The 22,063-nt window shown below is 55.9% G+C and carries 21 protein-coding genes and 2 tRNA genes; 1 reads left to right on the top strand and 22 read right to left on the bottom strand.

Annotated elements, in window-relative coordinates:
* Window positions 1-2 precede the first annotated feature (2 nt).
* Entirely contained in the window at window positions 3-569 is a 567-nt protein-coding gene (gene rsmD, locus AURMO_RS02840) for a 16S rRNA (guanine(966)-N(2))-methyltransferase RsmD (RefSeq protein ID WP_110233060.1), read from the bottom strand.
* Window positions 566-1,537, bottom strand: coding sequence for a thiamine-phosphate kinase (thiL, locus tag AURMO_RS02835; protein ID WP_110233059.1), 972 nt, complete (start codon window positions 1,535-1,537; stop codon window positions 566-568). Before thiL ends, rsmD begins: the two co-directional genes overlap by 4 nt.
* Window positions 1,538-1,596: 59 nt before the next feature.
* Between thiL and AURMO_RS02830 the strand changes: the two genes are divergently transcribed.
* A complete protein-coding gene (locus AURMO_RS02830; protein WP_110233058.1) occupies window positions 1,597-2,079 on the top strand; it encodes a DUF3515 domain-containing protein in 483 nt (160 codons plus the stop codon).
* 3 nt (window positions 2,080-2,082) lie between these two features.
* On the opposite strand, the gene AURMO_RS02825 is transcribed toward AURMO_RS02830, so the two are convergent.
* From AURMO_RS02825 to ilvD, 20 genes are all read right to left on the bottom strand, one after another.
* Window positions 2,083-3,180: a D-alanine--D-alanine ligase family protein gene (locus tag AURMO_RS02825; RefSeq protein ID WP_110233057.1), complete on the bottom strand. Its 1,098-nt coding sequence runs from the start codon at window positions 3,178-3,180 to the stop codon at window positions 2,083-2,085.
* Window positions 3,083-4,216 (bottom strand): NAD(P)H-dependent glycerol-3-phosphate dehydrogenase, encoded by a 1,134-nt coding sequence (locus AURMO_RS02820; protein ID WP_110233056.1) that lies wholly within the window; start codon window positions 4,214-4,216, stop codon window positions 3,083-3,085. Before AURMO_RS02820 ends, AURMO_RS02825 begins: the two co-directional genes overlap by 98 nt.
* A complete protein-coding gene (locus tag AURMO_RS02815; RefSeq protein WP_332550717.1) occupies window positions 4,213-4,944 on the bottom strand; it encodes a lysophospholipid acyltransferase family protein in 732 nt (243 codons plus the stop codon). The genes AURMO_RS02820 and AURMO_RS02815 overlap by 4 nt, the downstream gene beginning before the upstream one ends.
* 6 nt (window positions 4,945-4,950) lie before the next feature.
* Window positions 4,951-6,324, bottom strand: coding sequence for a UDP-N-acetylglucosamine 1-carboxyvinyltransferase (murA, locus tag AURMO_RS02810; RefSeq protein WP_110233055.1), 1,374 nt, complete (start codon window positions 6,322-6,324; stop codon window positions 4,951-4,953).
* Window positions 6,321-6,923 carry a 3-isopropylmalate dehydratase small subunit gene (gene leuD, locus AURMO_RS02805; RefSeq protein WP_110233054.1) on the bottom strand — a complete coding sequence of 201 codons (603 nt, stop codon included), beginning with the start codon at window positions 6,921-6,923 and terminating at the stop codon, window positions 6,321-6,323. Before leuD ends, murA begins: the two co-directional genes overlap by 4 nt.
* A 2-nt stretch (window positions 6,924-6,925) precedes the next feature.
* Window positions 6,926-8,338, bottom strand: a complete 1,413-nt coding sequence (gene leuC / locus AURMO_RS02800) for a 3-isopropylmalate dehydratase large subunit (RefSeq protein ID WP_110233053.1) — start codon at window positions 8,336-8,338, stop codon at window positions 6,926-6,928.
* A 9-nt stretch (window positions 8,339-8,347) separates the two neighbouring features.
* Window positions 8,348-9,340 carry a TerC family protein gene (locus AURMO_RS02795; RefSeq protein ID WP_110233052.1) on the bottom strand — a complete coding sequence of 331 codons (993 nt, stop codon included), beginning with the start codon at window positions 9,338-9,340 and terminating at the stop codon, window positions 8,348-8,350.
* Between the two features lie 88 nt (window positions 9,341-9,428).
* Window positions 9,429-9,504: transfer RNA gene (locus AURMO_RS02790), tRNA-Glu, on the bottom strand.
* Between the two features lie 59 nt (window positions 9,505-9,563).
* On the bottom strand, window positions 9,564-10,472 hold the full coding sequence (locus AURMO_RS02785; protein ID WP_110233051.1) for a diacylglycerol kinase family protein: 909 nt from the start codon (window positions 10,470-10,472) through the stop codon (window positions 9,564-9,566).
* A 56-nt stretch (window positions 10,473-10,528) separates the two neighbouring features.
* Window positions 10,529-10,600 (bottom strand) — tRNA-Gln (locus tag AURMO_RS02780).
* 74 nt (window positions 10,601-10,674) lie between these two features.
* Window positions 10,675-12,180, bottom strand: a complete 1,506-nt coding sequence (gltX, locus tag AURMO_RS02775) for a glutamate--tRNA ligase (protein WP_110233050.1) — start codon at window positions 12,178-12,180, stop codon at window positions 10,675-10,677.
* Complete coding sequence (locus AURMO_RS02770) at window positions 12,177-13,289, bottom strand: branched-chain amino acid aminotransferase (RefSeq protein ID WP_110233049.1); 1,113 nt, start codon at window positions 13,287-13,289, stop codon at window positions 12,177-12,179. Before AURMO_RS02770 ends, gltX begins: the two co-directional genes overlap by 4 nt.
* A 16-nt stretch (window positions 13,290-13,305) precedes the next feature.
* Window positions 13,306-14,358: a 3-isopropylmalate dehydrogenase gene (locus tag AURMO_RS02765; protein ID WP_110233048.1), complete on the bottom strand. Its 1,053-nt coding sequence runs from the start codon at window positions 14,356-14,358 to the stop codon at window positions 13,306-13,308.
* Window positions 14,359-14,383: 25 nt separating this feature from the next.
* The gene (gene serA, locus AURMO_RS02760) at window positions 14,384-15,976 is read right to left on the bottom strand and encodes a phosphoglycerate dehydrogenase (RefSeq protein WP_110233047.1); all 1,593 of its coding nucleotides are present in this window, start codon (window positions 15,974-15,976) and stop codon (window positions 14,384-14,386) included.
* A gap of 74 nt (window positions 15,977-16,050) precedes the next feature.
* Complete coding sequence (locus tag AURMO_RS02755; protein ID WP_110233046.1) at window positions 16,051-16,389, bottom strand: hypothetical protein; 339 nt, start codon at window positions 16,387-16,389, stop codon at window positions 16,051-16,053.
* A 2-nt stretch (window positions 16,390-16,391) separates the two neighbouring features.
* Complete coding sequence (locus tag AURMO_RS02750; RefSeq protein ID WP_110233045.1) at window positions 16,392-16,844, bottom strand: hypothetical protein; 453 nt, start codon at window positions 16,842-16,844, stop codon at window positions 16,392-16,394.
* A 39-nt stretch (window positions 16,845-16,883) separates the two neighbouring features.
* Window positions 16,884-17,909: a ketol-acid reductoisomerase gene (gene ilvC / locus AURMO_RS02745; RefSeq protein ID WP_110233044.1), complete on the bottom strand. Its 1,026-nt coding sequence runs from the start codon at window positions 17,907-17,909 to the stop codon at window positions 16,884-16,886.
* 43 nt (window positions 17,910-17,952) lie between these two features.
* Complete coding sequence (ilvN, locus tag AURMO_RS02740; protein ID WP_110233043.1) at window positions 17,953-18,462, bottom strand: acetolactate synthase small subunit; 510 nt, start codon at window positions 18,460-18,462, stop codon at window positions 17,953-17,955.
* A gap of 13 nt (window positions 18,463-18,475) precedes the next feature.
* Window positions 18,476-20,272, bottom strand: coding sequence for an acetolactate synthase large subunit (locus tag AURMO_RS02735; RefSeq protein ID WP_110233042.1), 1,797 nt, complete (start codon window positions 20,270-20,272; stop codon window positions 18,476-18,478).
* Window positions 20,273-20,316: 44 nt separating this feature from the next.
* The gene (ilvD, locus tag AURMO_RS02730) at window positions 20,317-22,011 is read right to left on the bottom strand and encodes a dihydroxy-acid dehydratase (RefSeq protein ID WP_110233041.1); all 1,695 of its coding nucleotides are present in this window, start codon (window positions 22,009-22,011) and stop codon (window positions 20,317-20,319) included.
* Window positions 22,012-22,063: the final 52 nt, after the last annotated feature.

Here is a 22,063-nt window from a genome sequence, read left to right as displayed (position 1 = left end):
GACTAGACCGCAGAGATCCAGTGGATAGTCGTTTCGCCATAGGCCTTGGACTTATCCAGCTCAAGTCCTGCAGGTAATGCTGGAAGGCCTGTTCTTGTGCTGCGTTCGAGAACAACTTCAGCATCTTCTGCCAGGTGGGGAATAAGAAGTTCAAGTGCGTGGGTTACTTCTTCTTCGCTGAGCTCATAAGGAGGATCGATGAACACGATGTCAAAGAGTTCAGATGATGGGTTGCCCAGATAGGAAGCCACCGAGGCAATGACCACTCTGGTGGCAAGTGCATCGAGTTTGCCTGCATTGCGGATGAGGTCTGCATTGGTGCGGAGGAGTGCCCCAGCTTGGGGGTTCTTCTCCACCATGCTCACACTCAGTGCCCCACGACTGAGTGCTTCCAAAGCCAGCGCGCCTGAACCGGCAAAGAGATCCAACACTCGAGCACCCTCAATAACATCGCGTGCCTCGAGGGCAGAGAAGATGGCTTCTCTCACGCGGTCACTGGTGGGACGGGTGCCACTCTTGGGAACTTTGAGTTCGCGGGACCCGGCAAAGCCAGCAATGATGCGGGTCATGAGATCTCCCCGTTCCAGCCGGTGTAAGGATTCCAACCATTTTCTGGCAAGACACCCTCACCCATGTTCACGTGTGGCGTCTCATCGTCAGCACAGGCCACGACGTGACCTAAGGCAGTAAATCCTGGCGGGAGTGCAACGTCTGCAGGGAACGTCATGAGCAAAGCGTGGTCTTCTCCGCCATAAAGAATTGCTTGGCGTGCGTGAGATGCATCAACACCACATTCGATAGCCAGATGCGCAGCCAGATCATCGAGAGCACTCTCGTCGAGAACAATCACCACACCACTGGCCCCAGCAATACGTCCGGCATCCATGATGAGTGAGTCAGAAATATCCATGGCAGAAGTCGCACCCCCGAGTGCACCAGCTACCCCTTGCGAAATAGGCGGCCAGGGTGAGAGCTGGGCAGAAAGGAGCAGGGGGTTGGTGGTGTCTTTCTCGCCCGCAAACAGTGCGGCTAATCCAAGCCCGGCAAGGCCCAGACGCCCCGTCACGGCAACAACGTCACCGGGTCGAGCTCCTGAGCGCAACAAGGGCTGACGGCCTTCCAAATCACCGAATGCCGTCACGCTGATAGTGAGGGTGTTGGAAACCGACAGGTCTCCCCCGACAACACCACACCCAGGTGCAAGCTCAAGGCAGGCATCATGGAATCCGTCAGCGATCTGCTCCAAGAACGTTACTTCCGTGTCCTTGGGAGCGGCGATGGAGACAACCATGCCAGTGGGCTTCGCCCCCATGGCGGCGACATCCGAAAGATTGGTGGCAGCTGCCTTGATGCCGAGTTGATGCGGCGTGGACCACTCGAGACGGAAGTCAGGACCGTGAACCATCATGTCGGTGGTGACGACGAAACGGCCATCTGGAGCCTGCATCACCGCACAGTCATCACCGGGGCCCACAATCGTGGCATCCGAGGAGGGAAGCCTTGGGAATATGCGAGCGAGGATGGCCGACTCAGGCATTTCGCCCAAGGTCTGGTTTACAGTATTTTCACTCACCCTCTCACGGTAGCCTGAAGAGGATGAATATTCGCACTCGAGCACTCGCCTTCGGCACACTTTCTGCTGTGCTGGGACTTTCTTTGGTAGGTTGCGCCGGTCAAGTTCCCATGACTCCGGCCAAAGACGCAAATAACCCTGAGTGTGCAAGTGTGACTGTTCGACTGCCAGACACGGTGGCAGAGCTCAAGAAGCGCGAAACCAATGCGCAGGCAACAGGTGCCTGGGGAACCCCTGCATCTGTGTTGTTGACCTGTGGTGTTGAAGTTCCTGGACCCACCACACTTCCCTGTGTATCCGTCAATGATGTGGACTGGATTGAAGATGACTCCCAGGCCCCGCTCTATCGCTACACGACCTATGGCCGCACGCCAGCTGTGGAAGTAGTGATCGATTCTGATGCTGTGAGTGGCACCACAACACTGGTTGACCTGGGTGCCGCCGTGAGCGTGCTTCCCAGCACGGCGAAGTGCACTGACCTCGCTGACGTATTCAGCGGAAACTAAGACTTAGTCTTCAGCGTGGTGGGCTAGTGCCACCTGGATGAGCTCATCAATGAGTTCGGGATAACTTAAACCCGTTTCCTGCCAGCATCTAGGGAACATCGAGATGGGCGTGAAGCCAGGCATGGTGTTGATCTCATTGAGAACAAAACCGTTCTCGGTGAGGAAGAAGTCCACACGTGCCAGGCCGGCACCATCAATGGCTTCGAAAGCACGAATGCTCAGGCGCTGGAGTTCGGACAGCTCGTCTGCACTCAGCGCAGCTGGGCAGACAAGATCGATTCCGTCAGCTCCGAGATATTTTGCTTCAAAGTCGTAGAACTCTCGGCCTGAGACCACGATTTCACCCGCAACCGACGCACGGGCGGGCTGGCCAGGCATTCCCTGCAACACAGCACACTCCACCTCGCGGCCAAGGATGCCTGCTTCGATGAGTACGTGATCGTCTTCGAGGAAAGCAGTGTCCATGGCTGCGGCGAACTGATCCCAGTTCGACACCTTGCCCACACCCACGCTCGAACCTGCACGAGCTGGCTTGATAAAGACCGGCAGAGGCATCTGTTCGGCCATTGCACGAATAGCCTGGGGGCGCTTGTGCCAGTCATAACGCTTGATCGTGCGCCAGGGAGCAACCTCAATACCAGCGGCCTGCAAAACAGTCTTGGTGAAGTGCTTATCCATGCCCAGGCTCGAGGCAAGAACACCAGAGCCGACATAGGGAAGACCAAACAATTCCAGCATTCCTTGGATGGTGCCATCTTCACCGAAAGGTCCATGCAAAATTGGGAATACAACGTCCACGTTGCCAAGCGAACGATCCGCGCCATCCCCAGAAACCCAGAGCTCGCTTGAACCAGCAGATTCAGGCCAGATGATTCTGGTGCCATTGTCCTCAACCTCAGGCAATTGGCCAGGACGAAGTACGTAGTCGTCAGGGTTAGCACTAGCTAACGTGAATGCACCGTCTTTGGTGATGCCGATAGGCAGCACGTCATAACGGTCCGTGTCAATCGCCTGAAGGACTCCCCGGGCTGTCGCGCAGCTGATTGAATGCTCGCTTGAGCGCCCCCCAAACAACACCGCCACCACGAGCTTGGTAGTCATCGAGGCTCCTTTCGCCCTGAGGCTCATCCGTATCCGTTGTGAGGTGAGGTGCAATGTCCTTGGGGTCGAGCGTACCCGCCAAAACCTGGCTGACCTGCTCGACAATAGGCATGTCTACTTCACGAGCACGAGCAAGTGTCAACACTGGCGCGACCGAAGCGAGACCTTCAGCGGTCTGCTGCATCTGGTTAGTGACTTCCTTGAGGGTGTACCCCTGTCCCAGAAGGCGTCCTGCCGTGTTGTTGCGAGACAGTGGAGACTCACAGGTGGCAATGAGGTCACCGAGACCTGCTAAGCCTGCGAGAGTCTCGGGCTGTGCCCCATAGGCAACGGCAAAGTCTGTCATTTCGGCAAGACCACGGGTAATGATGGACGCCTTGGTGTTATCGCCATAGCCCACGCCATCCACGATGCCGACAGCCACTGCGATGAGGTTTTTCAGAACTCCACCAAACTCGGTGCCGGGAACATCAGTGTTGACGAAGCAACGGAAGTAGCGGTTAGACACTGTCAATGCCACTTGGCTGGCAGTTTCCAAGCTCTGGCTGGAGATCACTGCAGCGGTGGGCTGCTCCTTGGCAATCTCCAGAGCCAAGTTAGGGCCTGAGGCAACGGCAACCATGTCAGGGCTGATGGGAAGCTCTTCTGCAATGACCTCGCTCATGCGCAGGCCTGTCTTGCGCTCGACGCCCTTCATGAGGGAGATCACAATTTGATCGTCGCGGAGTAGGGGTGCGAGCTGAACCAGGTTTTCGCGCAGCGTTTGGCTGGGAACACAGAGGTAAACCTGCTCAGCGTTCTTCACAGCTGCTGCCATCGAACTGGTGGCAACGAGGTTCAGAGGAAGACGAATACCGCGAAGGTAGTCACTGTTGCGGTGAGTCTCGTTGATGTCCTCAGCGAGGTCATCACGACGAGCCCAGAGCATGACGTCGTTACCGCCGTCAGCCAAAATCTTGGCAAAGGTGGTACCCCAGCTACCTGCACCGAGAACAGCAACCTTACGCGCAGGTGGAGTTACTGGCTTCTTACTCAAAACCGCCCCGTCTCGCTCTGGTTGTGTTCGGCAGGGTTCCAGCGGGTTGCTGGTGCCTTCTCGCCACGTAAGTCTTCCAGCAAAGCAGTGATGGCGTCCATCACTTTGGTCGTTGCAGCGGTGAGAGTTTTATTATCCAAGGGTTTGCCTTGGAACTCGCTGAGGTCGACGGGGTCCCCCACCTTCACATCAATGGTGTGGCGAGGGAAGACATTGATCTTCTTGGAATAGCGCGCCATCAGGTTTTGAGTTCCCCAGTGAGCAACAGGAACAACAGGAATACCCAGTTCCAACGCCAAGCGCACAGCGCCGCTCTTGCCACGCATAGGCCAGATGTCTGGGTCGCGAGTGAGTGAACCTTCTGGATAGACAATGACCGCACGTTCCTTGGTGACGAGTTCTTTCGCCGCCATCAGGGCAGCGGAGCTGCGCGTGGAGCCACCACGTTCAACCGGAATCTGTCCCGACTTGCGCAAAATCCAACCCAGCACAGGAACCTTCAAGATGCTGGCCTTGGCCATAAAGCGAGGAAGGCGGCCCAAATACCAGGTGGCAACACCAATGACCACAGGGTCAATGTTGGAGTAGTGGTTGGGGGTGATCACCACGGCGCCTGTTTGTGGCATCTTTTCACGGTCGTGGAAGCGGAACTTCACCATCAACCCCATCAGGGGCAGGGCGATAGCGCCTAACAACCAGAAGATTGATGGCTTACTGCGTTCACTCACGAGGAGTTACTCGCCCTCAATTACAAAGTCGGCGCCAAGCTGACGCAGCTTGGTAATGAAGTCACCATAACCACGGCTAATGATGCCCACATTGCTCACGCGAGACGTGCCCTTGGCAGTCAGCGCTGCAATGAGGTGGCTAAATCCACCACGCAGGTCAGGAACTTCAATGTCAGCACCGTGAAGTTCGGTTGGACCAGAGATCACAGCAGAGTGCAGGAAGTTACGCTGACCAAAACGGCAGGGGTGACCACCGAGGCATTCGCTGTGGAGCTGAATGTTGGCACCCATCTTGATCAGGGCATCAACGAAACCAAAACGCTGTTCATACACTGTCTCGTGCACAATCGAGACACCCTGTGCCTTGGTGAGGGCAATCACGAGAGGCTGCTGCCAGTCCGTCATGAAGCCGGGGTGAACATCAGTTTCGATCACAACGGGCTTGAGCTCTCCACCGGGGTGGAAGAAACGAATACCGTCATCGTGAATCTCGAAAGCGCCACCAACCTTGCGGAAGATGTTGAGGAAGGTGAGCATCTCTGCCTGCTGTGCTCCCCCGACAAAGATGTCTCCACCGGTTGCCAGAGCAGCTGAAGCCCAGCTTGCTGCTTCGTTGCGGTCGAAGAGTGCGCGGTGGGTGTAACCCTCAAGCTTGTCTACGCCTTCGATGCGAATGACGCGGTCAGTATCGACCGAGATAATGGCGCCCATCTTCTGCAAAATGTTGATGAGGTCCATGATCTCTGGCTCAATAGCTGCACCAGAAAGTTCGGTCTTACCCTTGGCACGAACGGCAGTAAGAAGAACCTGCTCAGTTGCGCCCACGCTGGGGTAGGGAAGAGAAATCTTGGTTCCAACGAGACCATCTGGAGCTGTCATGCGAATGCCAGAAGGCAGCTTCTCAATAACGGCACCGAAGTTACCGAGAACTTCTAGGTGGTAATCAATGGGGCGGTCACCAATACGGCAACCTCCAAGGTCAGGAATGAATGCCTCACCTAAGCGGTGAAGCAATGGGCCACAGAAAAGAATGGGAATCCGGCTCGAGCCAGCGTGGGCATCGATATCCGTCATGTGTGCCGATTCAACACCAGCTGGATCGAGCTTGAGAACACCTGCTGCTACATCGTGTTCAACCTTGACACCGTGAACTTCGAGGAGGCCCTTGACTACGCGAACATCGCTGATGTCGGGGACATCGCGCAGTTCGCTGGGGCTTTCACCCAGGAGTGCGGCAACCATCGCCTTGGTGACCAGGTTCTTTGCACCCTTGACCTCAATGCGACCAGAAAGTGGGTGGCCACCATTGATGGTGATGGTGTCTCCGGAGAGGCCTACGCGTGCGCCAGCGGCGCGTGCGTCGTTTGCAACAGTGTTCATGCATGCCTCACAGGAAGGGTCTTGGGGCGCCAGCCTTCACGCTTCGCTTCGAAGTCAGTGATGGCCTGCTCGTTACGCAAGGTTAGCGCGATGTCATCGAGTCCTTCGAGCAAACGCCAGCGAATGTAGTCATCGACTTCGAAGGGAACAACAAGGTCACCGAGTGTTGCCTTCTTTTCAACAAGGTCAACGGTCAGTTCAACACCAGGCTGAGCTTCCAGTGCAGCCCAGAGTTTCTCGCAGTCTGCCTCAGAAATAACGCCGGTAAGCAAACCTTGCTTACCTGAGTTTCCGCGGAAAATATCTGCGAACTTCGGTGCCAGAACTGCATCGAAACCGTAGTCACGCAGTGCCCAGACAGCGTGCTCACGTGAGGAACCCGTTCCAAAGTCAGGTCCGGCAACAAGCACTCGAGCACCAGCATATTCAGACTGGTTCAAAATGAATTCGGGGTCCTGACGCCAGTTGGCGAAGAGGGCATCATCGAAGCCGGTCTTGGTCACGCGCTTGAGATAGACGGCAGGAATGATCTGGTCGGTGTCCACGCCACTGCGTCGCAGAGGAACACCAACACCGGTGACGGATGTGAATTTCTCCATGACTAGCCTTCCAAATCTGAGGGGCTCGAGAGCGTGCCGCGAATAGCGGTGGCTGCAGCGACCTGTGGGGAAACCAGGTGAGTACGCCCACCCTTACCCTGACGGCCTTCAAAGTTACGGTTCGAGGTGGAAGCACAACGCTCCCCCGGTGCGAGCTGGTCTGGGTTCATACCCAAACACATCGAACAGCCAGCAAAGCGCCATTCAGCACCAAAGTCTTCGATGATCTTGTCGAGGCCTTCAGCTTCTGCCTCGAGGCGAACACGGGCAGAGCCCGGAACAACCATGACGCGAACGCCATCAGCCTTCTTCTTTCCCTCAACCAGTGACGCAAAGACGCGAAGGTCTTCGATGCGGCTGTTGGTGCACGAACCCATGAACACTGCGTCTACAGGAACGTCCTTGAGCTTGGTGCCAGGCTTCAGATCCATGTATTCGAGAGCACGTTCAGCTGCAGCACGCTCGTTGGGGTCTGCGAAGTCCTCAGGTGAGGGAACGACATCGCTGAGCGAAACACCTTGGCCTGGGTTTGTTCCCCAGGTGACGAAAGGCTCGAGTTCGTTAGCGTCGAGGTTAACCTCGGCATCAAAGGTTGCACCCTCGTCGGTGGGCAGCGTCTTCCAGTAGGCGACGGCCTCGTCCCAGTCGGCCCCAACGGGTGCGTGTGGGCGACCTTCAAGGTAGTCAAAGGTGGTCTGGTCCGGAGCGACCATACCGGCACGAGCACCTGCTTCAATAGCCATGTTGCAGATGGTCATGCGACCTTCCATCGACAGGGCACGAATAGCAGAGCCACGGAATTCAAGAACGTAGCCTTGACCCCCGTTAGCACCGATCTTGGCGATGACCGCCAGGATAATGTCCTTGGCGGAAACGCCTGGCTTGAGGGTTCCTTCAACATTGATAGCCATTGTTTTGAACGGCTTCAACGGCAGCGTCTGAGTGGCGAGAACATGCTCAACCTCACTGGTACCAATACCGAATGCCATGGCACCAAAAGCACCGTGGGTTGAAGTGTGAGAGTCGCCACAGACTACGGTGATACCTGGCATGGTCAGGCCCAGCTGCGGACCCACCACGTGAACAATGCCCTGCTCGAGATCACCGAGAGAGTGCAGGCGCACACCAAACTCTTCAGCGTTGTTACGCAGCGTTTGAATCTGGATACGGCTGGTCTCATCAGCGATGGGCTTATCAATGGCCAACGTGGGAGTGTTGTGGTCTTCGGTGGCAATGGTGAGGTCCAGGCGGCGGACGGGACGTCCGGCCTGGCGCAGACCATCAAAAGCCTGAGGACTGGTTACTTCGTGAACAAGGTGGAGGTCGATGTAGATGAGATCGGGGGTACCGTCTTCGCCCTTAACGACCAAGTGGTCGTCCCACACTTTTTCCGCAAGAGTTCTTGGTTTGTTCACCTTGTAATTCTACTTCGTGTGCGAAGTAGGTTCTGCAGAGCGCATCTTGATCACACTGGCAATGGTCGCAACTGCCATCGAGGCCACAATGACCAAGAGAGAGGTCACGGTACTGATTTCCGGCGCCCAGTCAATGTGCTGACCGCCGTTGATGAAGGGTAACTCGTTCTCGTGCATCGCGTGCAGCACCAGCTTCACGCCAATGAAGCCCAAGATAAACGCGATTCCATACTTGAGGTATTCGAGCTTGTCGAGCAGACCACCCAGCAGGAAGTACAGCTGACGCAGACCCATCAGGGCAAAAATGTTTGCCGCGAAGACCAAGAACGGGCTGGTTGTAATACCGAAAATGGCGGGAATGGAGTCAAAAGCAAAGATGACGTCGGTCACAGCGATGGTGATAAACACCACAATCATCGGGGTGAACATCTTCTTGCCGTTGTGAACGGTGCGGATCTTGGCGCCATCAAAGTCGGGTGACATCGTTATGCGCTTGCGCAGGAAGCTAATGAGCTTGCCTTCAGTCTCTTCTTCGTCCTCGTGCGAACGGAAAGCTTGGTGGTATGCGGTGTAGAGCAGGAATGCTCCGAAGATGTAGAAAATCCATGAGAAGTTCTCGATGAGTGCAGCACCCAAAATGATAAAGATTCCGCGCAGAATCAAAGCCATGATGATGCCCACCATGAGAACTTCTTGCTGGTACTTCCTCGGCACCGCAAAGCGGCTCATGATGATGACGAAGACGAAGAGGTTATCGATACTCAAGCTGTATTCGGTGAGCCAACCGGCATAGAACTGACCTGCGTGCTCGATATCGCCCAGAGCAAGGATCGCGCCACCAAAAGCGATGGCTAGGAGGGCGTAGAAGCCCACCCAGAGTGCTGCTTCTTTCATCGAAGGGATGTGTGGGCGCTTGAAAATAATCAAGAGATCAGCAACAAGAATTGCCGTCAAAACAACGAGAGAACCAATTTCAAACCACGCGGGGAGAGCACCATCCATAGTGGTTCAAGGCTACCGGTAAGAATGCTGTGAATCTGCTTAGAGAAGAATGCAAAAACCCCCGCCGGATGGCGAGGGTTTTTGACAATGGTGACCCCAGCGGGATTCGAACCCGCGTTACCGCCGTGAGAGGGCGGCGTACTAGGCCGCTATACGATGGGGCCGTTTGCGACGTGTCAATAATGCCACAAGAACTTAGTGCTCGCCAATCGAGGCAGAAGTGTTAGACGAACACCCGCACAGCTGCAGGAACAACATCGACATGTGCCGGCAATTCCCAGACCCGCTCCCCATCCGCATAAGCGACGATTCCAGGCGCATCAAGAACAACGGTTTTGCCGCGTTCAATCCTCACTTCAGGCTCGGTGACGTGTGTACCTGCAAAGACTCGTGGAAATAGTCGAAGAAATCGCAGTCTCGACAACGGCCTCAAAACAAAGACATCTAACAAGCCATCACGCATACTTGCCTCCGGCGTGACCTTCATTCCCCCGCCCATGGTGGAATTGTTGGCCACGGAGATGAGCATGGCTGATTCCTCACGATGAACACCATCTACCGTCAGCGAATACCGCACAGGTTTGAGCGCAAAGAGCTCCAAGAGCAAGGCCAGGGTGTAACGAGACTTCCCCTTGGGCCAGTGCATGGCATTAGCCCGCTCATTCACAATGGCGTCGAATCCGGCAGAGAGAATGCTCGCAAACCAGCGAACCTCTGAACCATCAACACTGGTGATGCGACCCAGATCAAGTCGCTCGGGTTCGCGCGACAGGGAGTCCACCATCTTCGAAATACAGGAAGAAAGATCACCCACGGGCAAACCAATCCCCCGAGCAAGGTCATTGCCCGTTCCTGCTGGAACAACAGCGAACGGAACAGAAGTTTGAGCGACCATATTGACCGCCAACGAAACCATGCCATCGCCACCAACGACAACTAGGGCATCTGGAGTGAGTGTGAGTGCGCGATTGAGCTGCCCACGAAGCAAGTCATAGTTCTCTGCACGCAAGGCAGTGACTCGATAACCGGCCGCTTCAAGAGCTGACACCGTCTGCTCCCCTGCCGCAGGATTCTTACCAAAAGCGGCGCTGGGATTGATGGCCACAACAATGTGGCGGGGTGTTGAACTCACCAGTTGATTATGCCGGTTAAACGAGAAAACCCTCGCTATTGCGAGGGTTTTACTTGCTGGGGTACCTGGACTCGAACCAAGAACAAAGGTACCAGAAACCTCCGTGTTGCCAATTACACCATACCCCACCGGGTCTGAGCTAAGCCCTGAACCGACTCCCTAGCCTAACCCACGAGGGGCAGACTAAACAAACTCATTGCCCCTAGCGTTCGTTGAAACGAACGAGACGATCAATGGTGTCTTGCTTTCCCAAAATCTCCATAGATTCGAACAAGGGAGGAGAAATTCGACGACCAGAAATGGCTGTGCGCAAAGGCCCAAACGCATTACGAGGCTTGAGCTCCAAGCCCTCAATGAGGGTCTCATTCAAGGCGGCCTGAATGCGATCGTGAGTGAATTCTGCTTCGGGAATGAGCTCCAGTGTTCCAACAGAAGCGGCAACAATTTCACCCGAGTTCTCGGGCAATCCCTTGAGTGCATCCTCTGCGTAGGTGATCTGAGATGCAGGGGTGAACAGGAACTCCAGAAGCTCTGGAGCTTCGCTGAGCACGTTCATGCGGGTCTGCACCAGAGGTGCTGCTGCAGCAAGAATCTCGAGTTGAACATCAGTGGGGTCGTTCGAGAGAACGTTGCCTGCCTGAAGATACGGAATCATGCGAGCGGTGAAGTCTTCCAGAGTGAGCAAACGAATCTGGTCGCCGTTGATGGCGTCCGCCTTCTTCTGATCAAAGCGCGCAGGGTTAGGGTTCACATTGACCACGTCGAAAGCCTTGACCATCTCCTGAATGGAGAAGACATCACGATCATGGCTCAACGACCACCCCAACAGGGCGAGGTAGTTGATGAGACCCTCAGGAATGAATCCGCGATCACGGTGGTGGAACAGGTTTGCCTCAGGGTCACGCTTAGAAAGCTTCTTGTTTCCTTCACCCATGACATAGGGCAGGTGGCCAAAACGTGGGATGTGGGTGGTGAAACCTGCGTCAATGAGTGCGTGATACAGCGCAATCTGGCGAGGAGTTGACGAAAGTAGATCTTCACCACGGAGCACGTGAGTGACCTGCATGATCGCGTCATCAACAGGGTTAACCAGCGTGTAGAGAGGGTCACCATTGGGTCGAACCACAACGAAGTCAGGGAACGAACCAGCAGGGAACGTGATTTCACCACGAACCAAGTCATCGAAGGTGATGTCCTCATCAGGTACGCGAACGCGAAGAGCGGGGAGACGTCCCTCGGCACGGAAAGCTGCCTTCTGCTCTTCTGTCAGGTTGCGGTCAAAGTTGTCATAACCAACCTTGGGGTCCTTGCCTGCGGCAAGGTTGCGAGCTTCGATTTCTTCAGGTGTAGAGAAGCTCTCATAGACACGACCAGTTGCCTTGAGCTTCTCAATGACCTCTTTGTAGATGTCGGAGCGCTGAGACTGGCGGTATGGCCCGTGAGGGCCGCCCACGTTGATGCCTTCGTCCCAATCCAGGTTCAACCAGGACAGGGCGTCAATGATCTGCTCGTAGCTCTCTTCAGAGTCGCGAGCTGCATCAGTGTCTTCGATGCGGAAGATGAACTTACCGCCGGTGTGACGGGCATATGCCCAGTTGAACAGGGCGGTGCGCACCAGTCCTACGTGAGGTGTACCGGTTGGTGAAGGGCAGAAGCGCACGCGAACGTCGCTCCCCGTCGCGGTGGAGAAGGGGTAGTTAGTTGTCATGCGTCGAGTTTGACCATCCAGCCGTGACGGTCAGGAAGGCGACCGTATTGAATATCTGTGAGTTCCTTGCGCAGGCTCATGGTGAGTTCACCGGCAGGTGCATCTGGGTTTCCAACAGCAAGACCGTTTGCCCCGATGAGCTGACCAATCGGAGTAATCACAGCAGCAGTGCCACAAGCGAAAACTTCCGTGATCTGGCCAGAGGCAACGCCTTCCTTCCATTCAGAGATGGGCACGGTGCGCTCTTCAACCTCAAGCCCACGATCCTTGGCCAAGGTGATGATGCTTTCGCGAGTAATACCTTCCAGAATGGTTCCGGTGAGCTTGGGAGTGACAATCTTGCCGTCTTTGCGGACGAAGAAGACATTCATACCACCGAGTTCTTCCACATTGGTGTGGGTTTCGGAGTCAAGGAAAAGAACCTGGGCACAGCCGTTCTCATAAGCCTCAACCTGGGCAGTGAGCGAGGAAGCGTAGTTACCACCACACTTGGCAGAACCGGTTCCGCCCTTACCCGCACGTGAGTACTCGGTGGTGAGCCAAATCTTGACCGGTGCCACGCCCTGCGCAAAGTACGCACCAGCTGGCGACGCAATGAGGTAGTAACCCACCTTGTGCGCGGCACGAACACCCAGGAAGGTCTCGTTCGCAATCATGAAGGGACGCAGGTAGAGGCTAGTCTCGGGAGCAGAAGGAACCCACTTGCCATCGACCGCGATGAGCTGCTTGATCGACTCAATGAAGTCAGGAACAGAGAGCTCAGGCAGTGCCATGCGGCGTGCAGAGCGCTGCAAACGCAAAGCGTTTGCCTCGGGGCGGAAGGTCCAGATGGAACCATCAGCATGACGGTAGGCCTTGAGGCCTTCAAAGATCTCTTGGCCGTAGTGCAGCACGGAAGCAGCAGGGTCCAGAGTCAATGGCCCATAGGGCTGAACGTGTGCACCGTGCCACCCTTCCTCGATGGTCCAGTCAATGGAGACCATGTGGTCGGTGAAGTGCTTACCAAACCCGGGGTCAGCGAGGATTTCCTCACGAGCTGCCTCTGCGCGTGCAGAGGTTGACGGGGTGAGGGCGAAGTTCAGCGGAAACGTCGATGTTTCGTTGCTCATGATCTTCCTTTACTTCTTAGGACAGACGGGCGACAATGGCGTCGCCAATCTCACTCGTACGACGGGGGGCAGAACCACGCTCAGAGAGGTCAGTAGCGACAGCATCATTGATGCGCGCTGCGGCCTCAGCGTAGCCAAAGTGTTCCAGCAGCAGTCCCACGGAGAGGATTGCTGCGGTGGGGTCAGCTTTCTGTTGACCAGCAATGTCAGGAGCAGAACCGTGTACTGGTTCAAACATGCTGGGGAATGCGTTGGTGGGGTTGATGTTTCCACTCGCAGCGAGACCAATTCCGCCGCTGATCGCAGCAGCAAGGTCGGTGAGGATGTCGCCGAACAAGTTGTCGGTGACGATGACGTCGAAGCGTGCAGGGTCAGTGACGAAGAAAATGGTGGCTGCGTCAATGTGAAGGTAGTCCACCGAAACCTGAGGGTATTCAGCAGCAACAGCATCCACGATGCGGCTCCACAGAGAACCAGCGTTGACCAAGACGTTGGTTTTGTGAACAAGAGTCAGCTTCTTGCGATCACGCTTGGCGGCAAGCTCGAACGCGTAGCGAACGACACGCTCAACACCGTGTGCGGTGTTGACGGAAAGTTCGTTGGCGATTTCGTAGGGAGTTCCCTGGCGAAGTGCGCCACCGTTGCCCACATAAGGTCCTTCGGTTCCTTCACGCACAACCACAAAGTCCACGTCACCGGGGTTAGCCAATGGGCTGACAACACCGGGGAAGATCGTGGTTGGACGCAGGTTAACGTAGTGGTCCAAGCTGAAGCGCAGCTTCAGCAGAAGACCACGCTCGATGATGCCAGCAGGAATACGAGGATCGCCAGGCTTTCCACCGACAGCACCTAACAGGATTGCTTCGTGAGAGGCAATAGCTGTGAGATCTTCTTCGCTAAGCACGTCGCCGGTGGCGAGGTAGCGGTCAGCGCCGAGCGAGAACTGTGTCTTCTCGATAACCAGATCTGCAGAGGGAGCGACCACGTCCAGCACCTTCACTGCTTCAGCAATGACCTCGGGGCCAATACCGTCACCAGGGATGACTGCGAGCTTGAGTGTGCGCGACATGGGTTTTCCTTGCGTTGTTCTGAACTTATTCGGTGATGTCTACTTCGAGCATGACATCTGCATCGATGGCCTTACGAACCTTTTCGAGCAGTGATGCGGGAACGGGTGAGTCCACGGTCAGCACAGACAGTGCCTTGCCACCAAGGTTCTGGCGAGCAATCTGCATACCGGCGATGTTGATCTTGGCGTCACCGAATTCCTTGCCATATACGGCAACGATTCCGGGACGATCGATGTACTGCATCACGATGAGGTGGTCATCGATGGGGACGTCTACTTCGTAGCCGTTGATTTCGACAATCTTCTCAACCTGCTTGATACCAGCCAGAGTTCCCGAAACGGAGATCTGTGTACCGTCGCTCAGCGCACCACGAATGGTGAGCACGGTGCGGTATTCAGGAGATTCTTCTTCGCTCAGTGTGCGCACTTCAATGCCACGCTGCTCAGCCAGCAAGGGAGCGTTGACATAGGAGACGCTCTCACTGACCACGTTGGTGAAGATTCCCTTGAGAGCTGCCAGCTTGAGCACAGAAGTGTCGAACTGTGTGATCTCACCACGGACCTCAACATCGACTGAGGTCAATGGGCTGGTGTGTGCCAGACCTGAGAAGACCTGTCCGAGCTTCTCCACTAGAGGAATAGCGGGGCGGACGTAAGGATCAATCACACCACCGGCAACGTTCACTGCGTCAGGAACGAGCTCACCACTGAGAGCAAGGCGAACCGACTTGGCAACCGAGATACCAGCCTTTTCCTGAGCTTCATCAGTAGAAGCACCCAGGTGAGGGGTGGTGATGACGTTGGGCAGACCCAGCAAGGGCGAACCAGTGGGAGGCTCGGAAACGAATACGTCCAAACCAGCACCGGCAATGACGTTGTTGGTCAGAGCTTCATACAGAGCATCTTCGTCAATGAGGCCACCGCGTGCGACGTTGATGACGTATGCAGTGGGCTTCATCGCCTTGAGCTGAGCAGTGCCGATCATGCCGGTGGTCTCAGGAGTTTTGGGCATGTGGATGGTGATGAAGTCAGAGGTTTCAATGAGCTCATTGAGCGAGAGGAGCTGAACACCCAGCTGCTGGGCACGGGCTGAGGTGACGTAGGGGTCGTATGCCACAACCTTGGTACCAAACGCCTTCATACGCTCAGCAATGAGCGCACCAATGCGACCCAGACCGATGATGCCAATGGTCTTTTCAAACAGTTCAGTACCGGTGTAAGCACTGCGCTTCCACTTGCCTTCGGCAAGTGCTGCGTGAGCTGCAGGAATGTGACGAGCCAGGCTCAAGATGTGACCACAGGTGAGCTCAGCGGCAGAAATAATGTTGGAGGTGGGTGCGTTGACCACCATGACACCGGCAGTGGTAGCTGCCTTGATGTCGACGTTATCCAGGCCCACACCAGCACGCGCAATGACCTTGAGGTTAGGTGCTGCAGCAAGTACTTCAGCATCAACCTGGGTTGCGGAGCGAACCAAGATTGCGCTGGCAGAGTGCACTGCTTCCAGAAGAGCGGGACGGTCAGTGCCGTCAACGACGCGCACGTCGAAATCGGGGCCCAGAGCCTCGATAGTGGCAGGAGAAAGCTCTTCAGCGATGAGTACGACGGGCTTAGTCACGAGTATGTATTTCCTTGGGTTGTGGAGCTCAGGAGAGGTTCAAGTCTACCCGAGCGGTTTGGGGCTGTTTTGCGCTAATTCACGCTGAAAATGAGGAATGCGTTGGTGCCAAGTGCGAGGTCCACACCCACCACGGCGGAGAGGGACAACGCGACGATATAGATCACCAGTGCAGGAGCAAATGATTTCTTTCTGGTAAACCACAGCGCACCAAAAAAGAGAACTACCGGTGCCACGATTCCGAAGATGACCGCAAACCAGCCAAAAGCACTCAGACCGATACCGAGGGACAGGCTTTGGGACATTACTCCAATGAAGTTGCCAATGCCTTCCCAGACGTCATAAGCAAAAAGCAGGGCAAACACGGCGGCAAGTATCCATGCCCCCACCGAACGCTTCAATTTCTCGTTCATATCTAACCTGCCCAAGAGACGTAAGGCCAGGGAATGAGAATGGCGACACCTAAGAGCAAGTACAGCAACCGGGTGGAAACTTTCTTTTCTTTGCCGAGGTAAAGAACGGCACCAAACCAGATTGCAGGGGCAGCAACAGACAGCCACAGCCCGAACTGGAACATGGCATTGCCGAGCGCATCAGCAATCTGGGTGGGGTTCCGCAAAGCGGTAATCAACCACGCTACGGAGTACAGCAAGTAGATCCCGGCAAAGATTCCAAAGCCAATCAGGGCAGCTGAGCTGAGGCCCGCAGGAAGCTCAGCGGTCTCCGCTGCTTCCTGTGGGGCCTTGGTTCGTGGCTTCTTAACGGAAGAAGCGCCACTCGCGTCCCGTTTCGCACTCTGTGGAGAGCCCGTTGTCAGGCGATCATCGTCGCCTGCCCAACTGAGGGCATCTTCTTCTGGAGTACTCATACGTGACGCGCGTGGCGCATCCTCTCGTTTAGCTAATGACTAGCGAGCGGCAGAACCCTCGGTGTAGTCCTTGTCCTGTGGACGCCATGCGAAGAGCTCGCGCAGCTTGCGACCGGTTGCCTCGATGGGGTGCGCTGCACCCTTGTCGCGGAGGGCGAGGAACTCGGGAGCTCCAGCGTCCTGGTCGTTGATGAAGCGGGTTGCGAATGCACCGTTCTGGATGTCTGCGAGAACTTCCTTCATGTGCTCCTTGACCGAAGGGTCGATCACGCGAGGACCGGAAACGTAGTCACCGAACTCTGCAGTGTCGGAAACCGACCAACGCTGCTTGGCGATGCCACCTTCCCACATGAGGTCAACAATGAGCTTGAGCTCGTGCAGAACCTCGAAGTACGCGATCTCAGGCTGGTAGCCAGCCTCAACGAGGGTCTCGAAGCCGTACATCACGAGCTGAGAAGCGCCACCACAGAGGACAGCCTGCTCGCCGAAGAGGTCAGTTTCGGTCTCCTCGGTGAAGGTGGTCTTGATACCACCGGCACGCAGACCACCGATTGCCTTGGAGTAAGACCATGCGAGGTCCCATGCCTTGCCAGATGCGTCGTTCTCGACAGCGACGATGACAGGAACACCACGGCCTGCAAGGTACTCGCGACGAACGGTGTGGCCTGGGCCCTTAGGAGCTACGAGTGCAACGTCAACGTTCGAAGGAGCGGTGATGTAGCCGTAACGGATGTTGAAACCGTGACCGAAGATGAGGGTCTTACCTGCAGAGAGGTTAGGAGCAATGTCATCTGCGTAGAGGTGACGCTGGAACTGGTCTGGTGCAAGGATGACGATAACGTCGCCCCAAGCAGCAGCTTCGGCAGTGGTCATGACCTTGAGGCCAGCCTCTTCTGCCTTAGCAATCGACTTCGAGTTAGCCTTCAGGCCAACGACGACGTCAACGCCGGAGTCGTGCAGGTTGAGTGCGTGTGCGTGGCCCTGTGAGCCGTAACCGATAACAGCAACCTTCTTGCTCTTGATGAGCTCGAGGTCTGCGTCCTTGTCGTAGTGAATTTCAGTCACTTTGGGTTTTCTCCTTGTTTGTAGGTTTGGAAAATCGGGAAATCTAGTTCTTGAACACGCGCTCGGTGATTGACTTGCTACCGCGACCGATAGCCAGCAGACCAGACTGTGCGAGTTCCTTGATTCCATAAGGCTCGAGAACCTTGAGGAATGCAGAGATCTTTGCTGAGTTACCGGTGACCTCAATGACGAGGGCATCGGTGGCAACGTCCACAACACGTGCGCGGAACAGTGACACTGCTTCGAGTACCTGTGAACGTGTGGAGTTGTCGACGCGAACCTTGATCAGCATGTGCTCTCTGGCAACAGACTGCTCAGGATCGAGTTCCACAATCTTGATCACGTTGACCAGCTTGTTGAGCTGCTTGGTGATCTGTTCGAGGGGAAGGTTCTCCACATCCACCACCACGGTGATGCGTGAGAGACCTTCAATCTCGCTGTGTCCCACAGCTAGAGATTCAATGTTGAAGCCGCGGCGGGCGAACAGACCAGCAACGCGGGTCAACAGACCTGGCTTGTCCTCAACGAGGAGGCTCAAAATGTGTGTGCTCATGATGGCTACTCCCCTACTCGTCCGTGTCCCAGGTGGGCGCGTGATCTCTGGCGTACTGAACGTAGCTGTTGCTCACTCCCTGCGGAACCATGGGCCACACCATTGAGTCAGCACTCACCACGAAGTCAATCACCACGGGGCGATCGTTCGTTTCAAGAGCCAGCTTGATAGCGGCATCAATTTCTTCTTCCTTGGTGACGCGGATGCCGAGAGCACCATAGGCGTCAGCAAGCTTGACGAAGTCAGGAACACGAATGGTGTCGTGACCAGTGTTCAAGTCCGTGTTGGAGTAGCGACCGTCATAGAACAGGGTCTGCCACTGGCGAACCATACCCAGGGACGAGTTATTGATAATCGCCACCTTGATGGGGATGTTGTTGATGGTGCAGGTAGCCAACTCTTGGTTGGTCATCTGGAAGCAGCCATCGCCATCAATAGCCCAGACCACACGGTCAGGCTCGCCCACCTTGGCACCCATTGCTGCAGGCACGGAGTAACCCATGGTTCCTGCACCACCTGAGTTCAGCCAGGAGTTGGGGCGGTTGTACTTGATGAACTGTGCAGCCCACATCTGGTGCTGGCCCACGCCAGAAGCAAAGATGGCCTCTGGACCGGACATCTCACCGATGCGGGTGATGATGTGCTGAGGGGCAAGCAAGCCGTCGGTTGGTGCGCTGTAACCCAAGGGGTATTCCTTGCGCAGCGAGTTGAGGGTGCTCCACCATTCGGAGAAGTCAGCGTGCTTTGCCGCTGGGGTTGCCTTGTAGGTCTCTACGAGATCAGCAATGACATCCTTGAGGTCACCCACGATAGGAACTTCAGCGGCACGAATCTTGCCAATTTCAGCTGGGTCAATGTCAACGTGAATCACCTTGGCGTTCGGTGCGAACAACGACGCCTTTCCGGTCACACGGTCATCGAAACGAGCACCCAAGGTAATGAGCAGATCAGATTCCTGCAGTGCCAACACGGCAGGAACAGTTCCGTGCATTCCGGGCATACCGAGGTTGTTTTCGTGGCTATCGGGGAATGCTCCACGAGCCATCAACGTGGTCACAACGGGTGCACCAACGAGGTCAACGAGCTCCAAGAGCTCCTTGGACGCGCCAGAACGAATAATTCCACCGCCGACATAGAAGACAGGCTTCTTGGCTTCCACGATGAGATCCGCTGCGGCCTGAATCTGCTTGCCGTGGGCCTTTGTTACCGGGCGGTAACCGGGAAGATCCAGCATGGCAGGCCAGATAAATGGTGCTTCTGCTTGCTGAGCATCCTTGGTGATGTCGACGAGAACGGGACCTGGACGGCCTGTCGAGGCAATGTGATACGCCGCAGCAATCGTTGCGGGAATGTCTTCAGCCTTGGTGACCAAGAACGAGTGCTTGGTAATCGGCATTGTGATTCCGACGATGTCAGCTTCCTGGAACGCATCGGTACCCATCAGGTGCGAGAACACCTGACCCGTGATAGCCAGCAGAGGAACTGAGTCCATGTAGGCGTCAGCAATGGCGGTAACAAGGTTGGTTGCACCAGGACCGGAGGTCGCAATGCAGACACCGGTCTTTCCAGTTGCCGAGGCATACCCCTGAGCAGCGTGGCCAGCACCCTGCTCGTGGCGAACCAAGATGTGACGCAACTTCTTAGAGTCCATCAGTGGGTCATAGACCGGGAGGATGGCACCGCCAGGTAAACCGAACACATCGGTAACACCCAAGAGTTCCAAGGTGCGCACGACTGCTTCTGCGCCGGTCATGACAGGTGCATTGGACGCCTTGGCAGGCGTCGTGGTGGGGAGTGATTCCGTAGACATCGTGAATCCCTTAAGTAGGAAGGCGAAAAGTGATTGGGGCGTCGTTACCCAGTAATCGCACCCTCAGATGCGGAGTGCACCAGCTTGGCGTACTTTGCCAGTACACCGCGGGTGTAACGCGGAGGGAGCGGAGCCCAGCCGATTCGGCGGGCTTCGAGCTCTGATTCGTCGACGAGTAGGTCGAGCGTCCGAGCTGCGATATCGACCCGTATGAGATCACCATCGCGCACGAGGGCGACGGGTCCACCGTCAACAGCCTCGGGAGCTATATGTCCGATACACAGTCCGGTTGTGCCGCCTGAGAATCGTCCGTCTGTCAATAGTAGAACATCTTTACCCAGTCCCGCACCCTTGATAGCTGCGGTGATGGCCAACATCTCACGCATACCGGGTCCACCCTTGGGGCCTTCGTAGCGAATGAGGACGATGTCGCCCTTCTTGATGTTGCCTTCGGTGAGGGCATCCATTGCTGAACGTTCGCGCTCAAACACGCGAGCTGGACCTTCAAATACTTCGAGGTCAAAGCCTGCGGTCTTCACCACTGCGCCCTCAGGAGCAAGTGAACCGTGAAGGATCGAGATACCACCGGTTGCGTGAATGGGGTTGTCGAGGGTGCGAATAACTTCACCATCGAGAGGAAGCAGGTTCATCTCAGCGAGGTTCTCAGCCAGAGTCTTACCGGTCACGGTCAGAGCATCACCGTGAAGCAGGCCTGCGTCAAGCAGGGCCTTCATCACAACAGGAACACCACCCACGCGGTCAACGTCGTTCATGACGTACTGACCGAAAGGCTTGAGGTCACCGATGTGAGGAACCTTGTCGGCAATGCGATTGAAGTCTTCGAGGGTGAGGTCAACCTCTGCTTCGCGAGCAATGGCAAGCAGGTGCAGAACAGCGTTGGTGGATCCACCGAAGGCCATGACCACAGCGATAGCGTTCTCGAACGCCTTCTTGGTCATGATGTCGCGAGCGGTGATGCCCTGGCGAATCAGGTTGACAACTGCTTCACCGGAACGGTGTGCGAAGTAGTCACGACGGCGGTCGGCACTTGGTGGCGCTGCCGAGCCGGGAAGGCTCATTCCGAGTGCTTCTGCAACCGAAGCCATGGTGTTCGCGGTGTACATACCGCCACACGCACCTTCACCTGGGCAGATGGCGCGCTCAATGCGGTCGAGGTCTTCCTCGCTCATGGTGCCTGCCTTGCAGGCGCCCACAGCTTCGAAAGCATCAATGATGGTGACGTTCTTTTCGGTGCCGTCGGAGAGACGAACCCAACCGGGAGCAATAGATCCGGCATAGAGGAATACGGAGGCCAAGTCGAGACGAGCTGCAGCCATCAACATGCCAGGAAGCGATTTGTCGCAACCGGCCAGGAGAACTGAACCATCGAGGCGCTCTGCCTGCATGACGGTTTCAACAGAGTCAGCAATTACTTCACGGGAAACCAGGGAGAAGTGCATACCCTCGTGACCCATGGAAATACCGTCAGAAACGGACACGGTTCCAAACTGGAGAGGGTAGCCACCACCAGAGTGGACACCTTCCTTGGATGCCTGTGCCAGGCGGTCAAGACTGAGGTTGCAGGGAGTGATCTCGTTCCAGGAACTCGCCACACCAATCTGGGGCTTACTCCAGTCTTCATCTCCCATGCCGACAGCACGGAGCATGCCGCGCGAGGCAGCTTTCTCGATACCGTCTGTTACGTCGCGACTACGGGGCTTCATGTCGTTTTCTGGCATAGGGATAAGTCTACGACGTTCAAACTCTCGGTTAACTCCCAGCGCGCTGGGG

The organism is Aurantimicrobium photophilum, assembly GCF_003194085.1.
Classification (GTDB): Bacteria; Actinomycetota; Actinomycetes; order Actinomycetales; family Microbacteriaceae; genus Aurantimicrobium; species Aurantimicrobium photophilum.
This window is presented reverse-complemented; position numbering and strand designations above follow the sequence as displayed.

Excerpts from the sequence above, each read along its gene's own strand:
- AURMO_RS02735 (WP_110233042.1), bottom strand. The coding sequence starts at position 20,272 with ATGTCTACGGAATCACTCCCCACCACGACGCCTGCCAAGGCGTCCAAT.
- ilvN (WP_110233043.1), bottom strand. The coding sequence starts at position 18,462 with ATGAGCACACACATTTTGAGCCTCCTCGTTGAGGACAAGCCAGGTCTG.
- murA (WP_110233055.1), bottom strand. The coding sequence starts at position 6,324 with ATGAACACTGTTGCAAACGACGCACGCGCCGCTGGCGCACGCGTAGGC.
- leuD (WP_110233054.1), bottom strand. The coding sequence starts at position 6,923 with ATGGAGAAATTCACATCCGTCACCGGTGTTGGTGTTCCTCTGCGACGC.
- AURMO_RS02755 (WP_110233046.1), bottom strand. The coding sequence starts at position 16,389 with ATGAACGAGAAATTGAAGCGTTCGGTGGGGGCATGGATACTTGCCGCC.
- AURMO_RS02825 (WP_110233057.1), bottom strand. The coding sequence starts at position 3,180 with ATGACTACCAAGCTCGTGGTGGCGGTGTTGTTTGGGGGGCGCTCAAGC.
- AURMO_RS02770 (WP_110233049.1), bottom strand. The coding sequence starts at position 13,289 with ATGAGCAACGAAACATCGACGTTTCCGCTGAACTTCGCCCTCACCCCG.
- thiL (WP_110233059.1), bottom strand. The coding sequence starts at position 1,537 with ATGCCTGAGTCGGCCATCCTCGCTCGCATATTCCCAAGGCTTCCCTCC.
- AURMO_RS02830 (WP_110233058.1), top strand. The coding sequence starts at position 1,597 with ATGAATATTCGCACTCGAGCACTCGCCTTCGGCACACTTTCTGCTGTG.
- AURMO_RS02750 (WP_110233045.1), bottom strand. The coding sequence starts at position 16,844 with ATGAGTACTCCAGAAGAAGATGCCCTCAGTTGGGCAGGCGACGATGAT.
- ilvD (WP_110233041.1), bottom strand. The coding sequence starts at position 22,011 with ATGCCAGAAAACGACATGAAGCCCCGTAGTCGCGACGTAACAGACGGT.
- AURMO_RS02765 (WP_110233048.1), bottom strand. The coding sequence starts at position 14,358 with ATGTCGCGCACACTCAAGCTCGCAGTCATCCCTGGTGACGGTATTGGC.
- AURMO_RS02795 (WP_110233052.1), bottom strand. The coding sequence starts at position 9,340 with ATGGATGGTGCTCTCCCCGCGTGGTTTGAAATTGGTTCTCTCGTTGTT.
- rsmD (WP_110233060.1), bottom strand. The coding sequence starts at position 569 with ATGACCCGCATCATTGCTGGCTTTGCCGGGTCCCGCGAACTCAAAGTT.
- gltX (WP_110233050.1), bottom strand. The coding sequence starts at position 12,180 with ATGACAACTAACTACCCCTTCTCCACCGCGACGGGGAGCGACGTTCGC.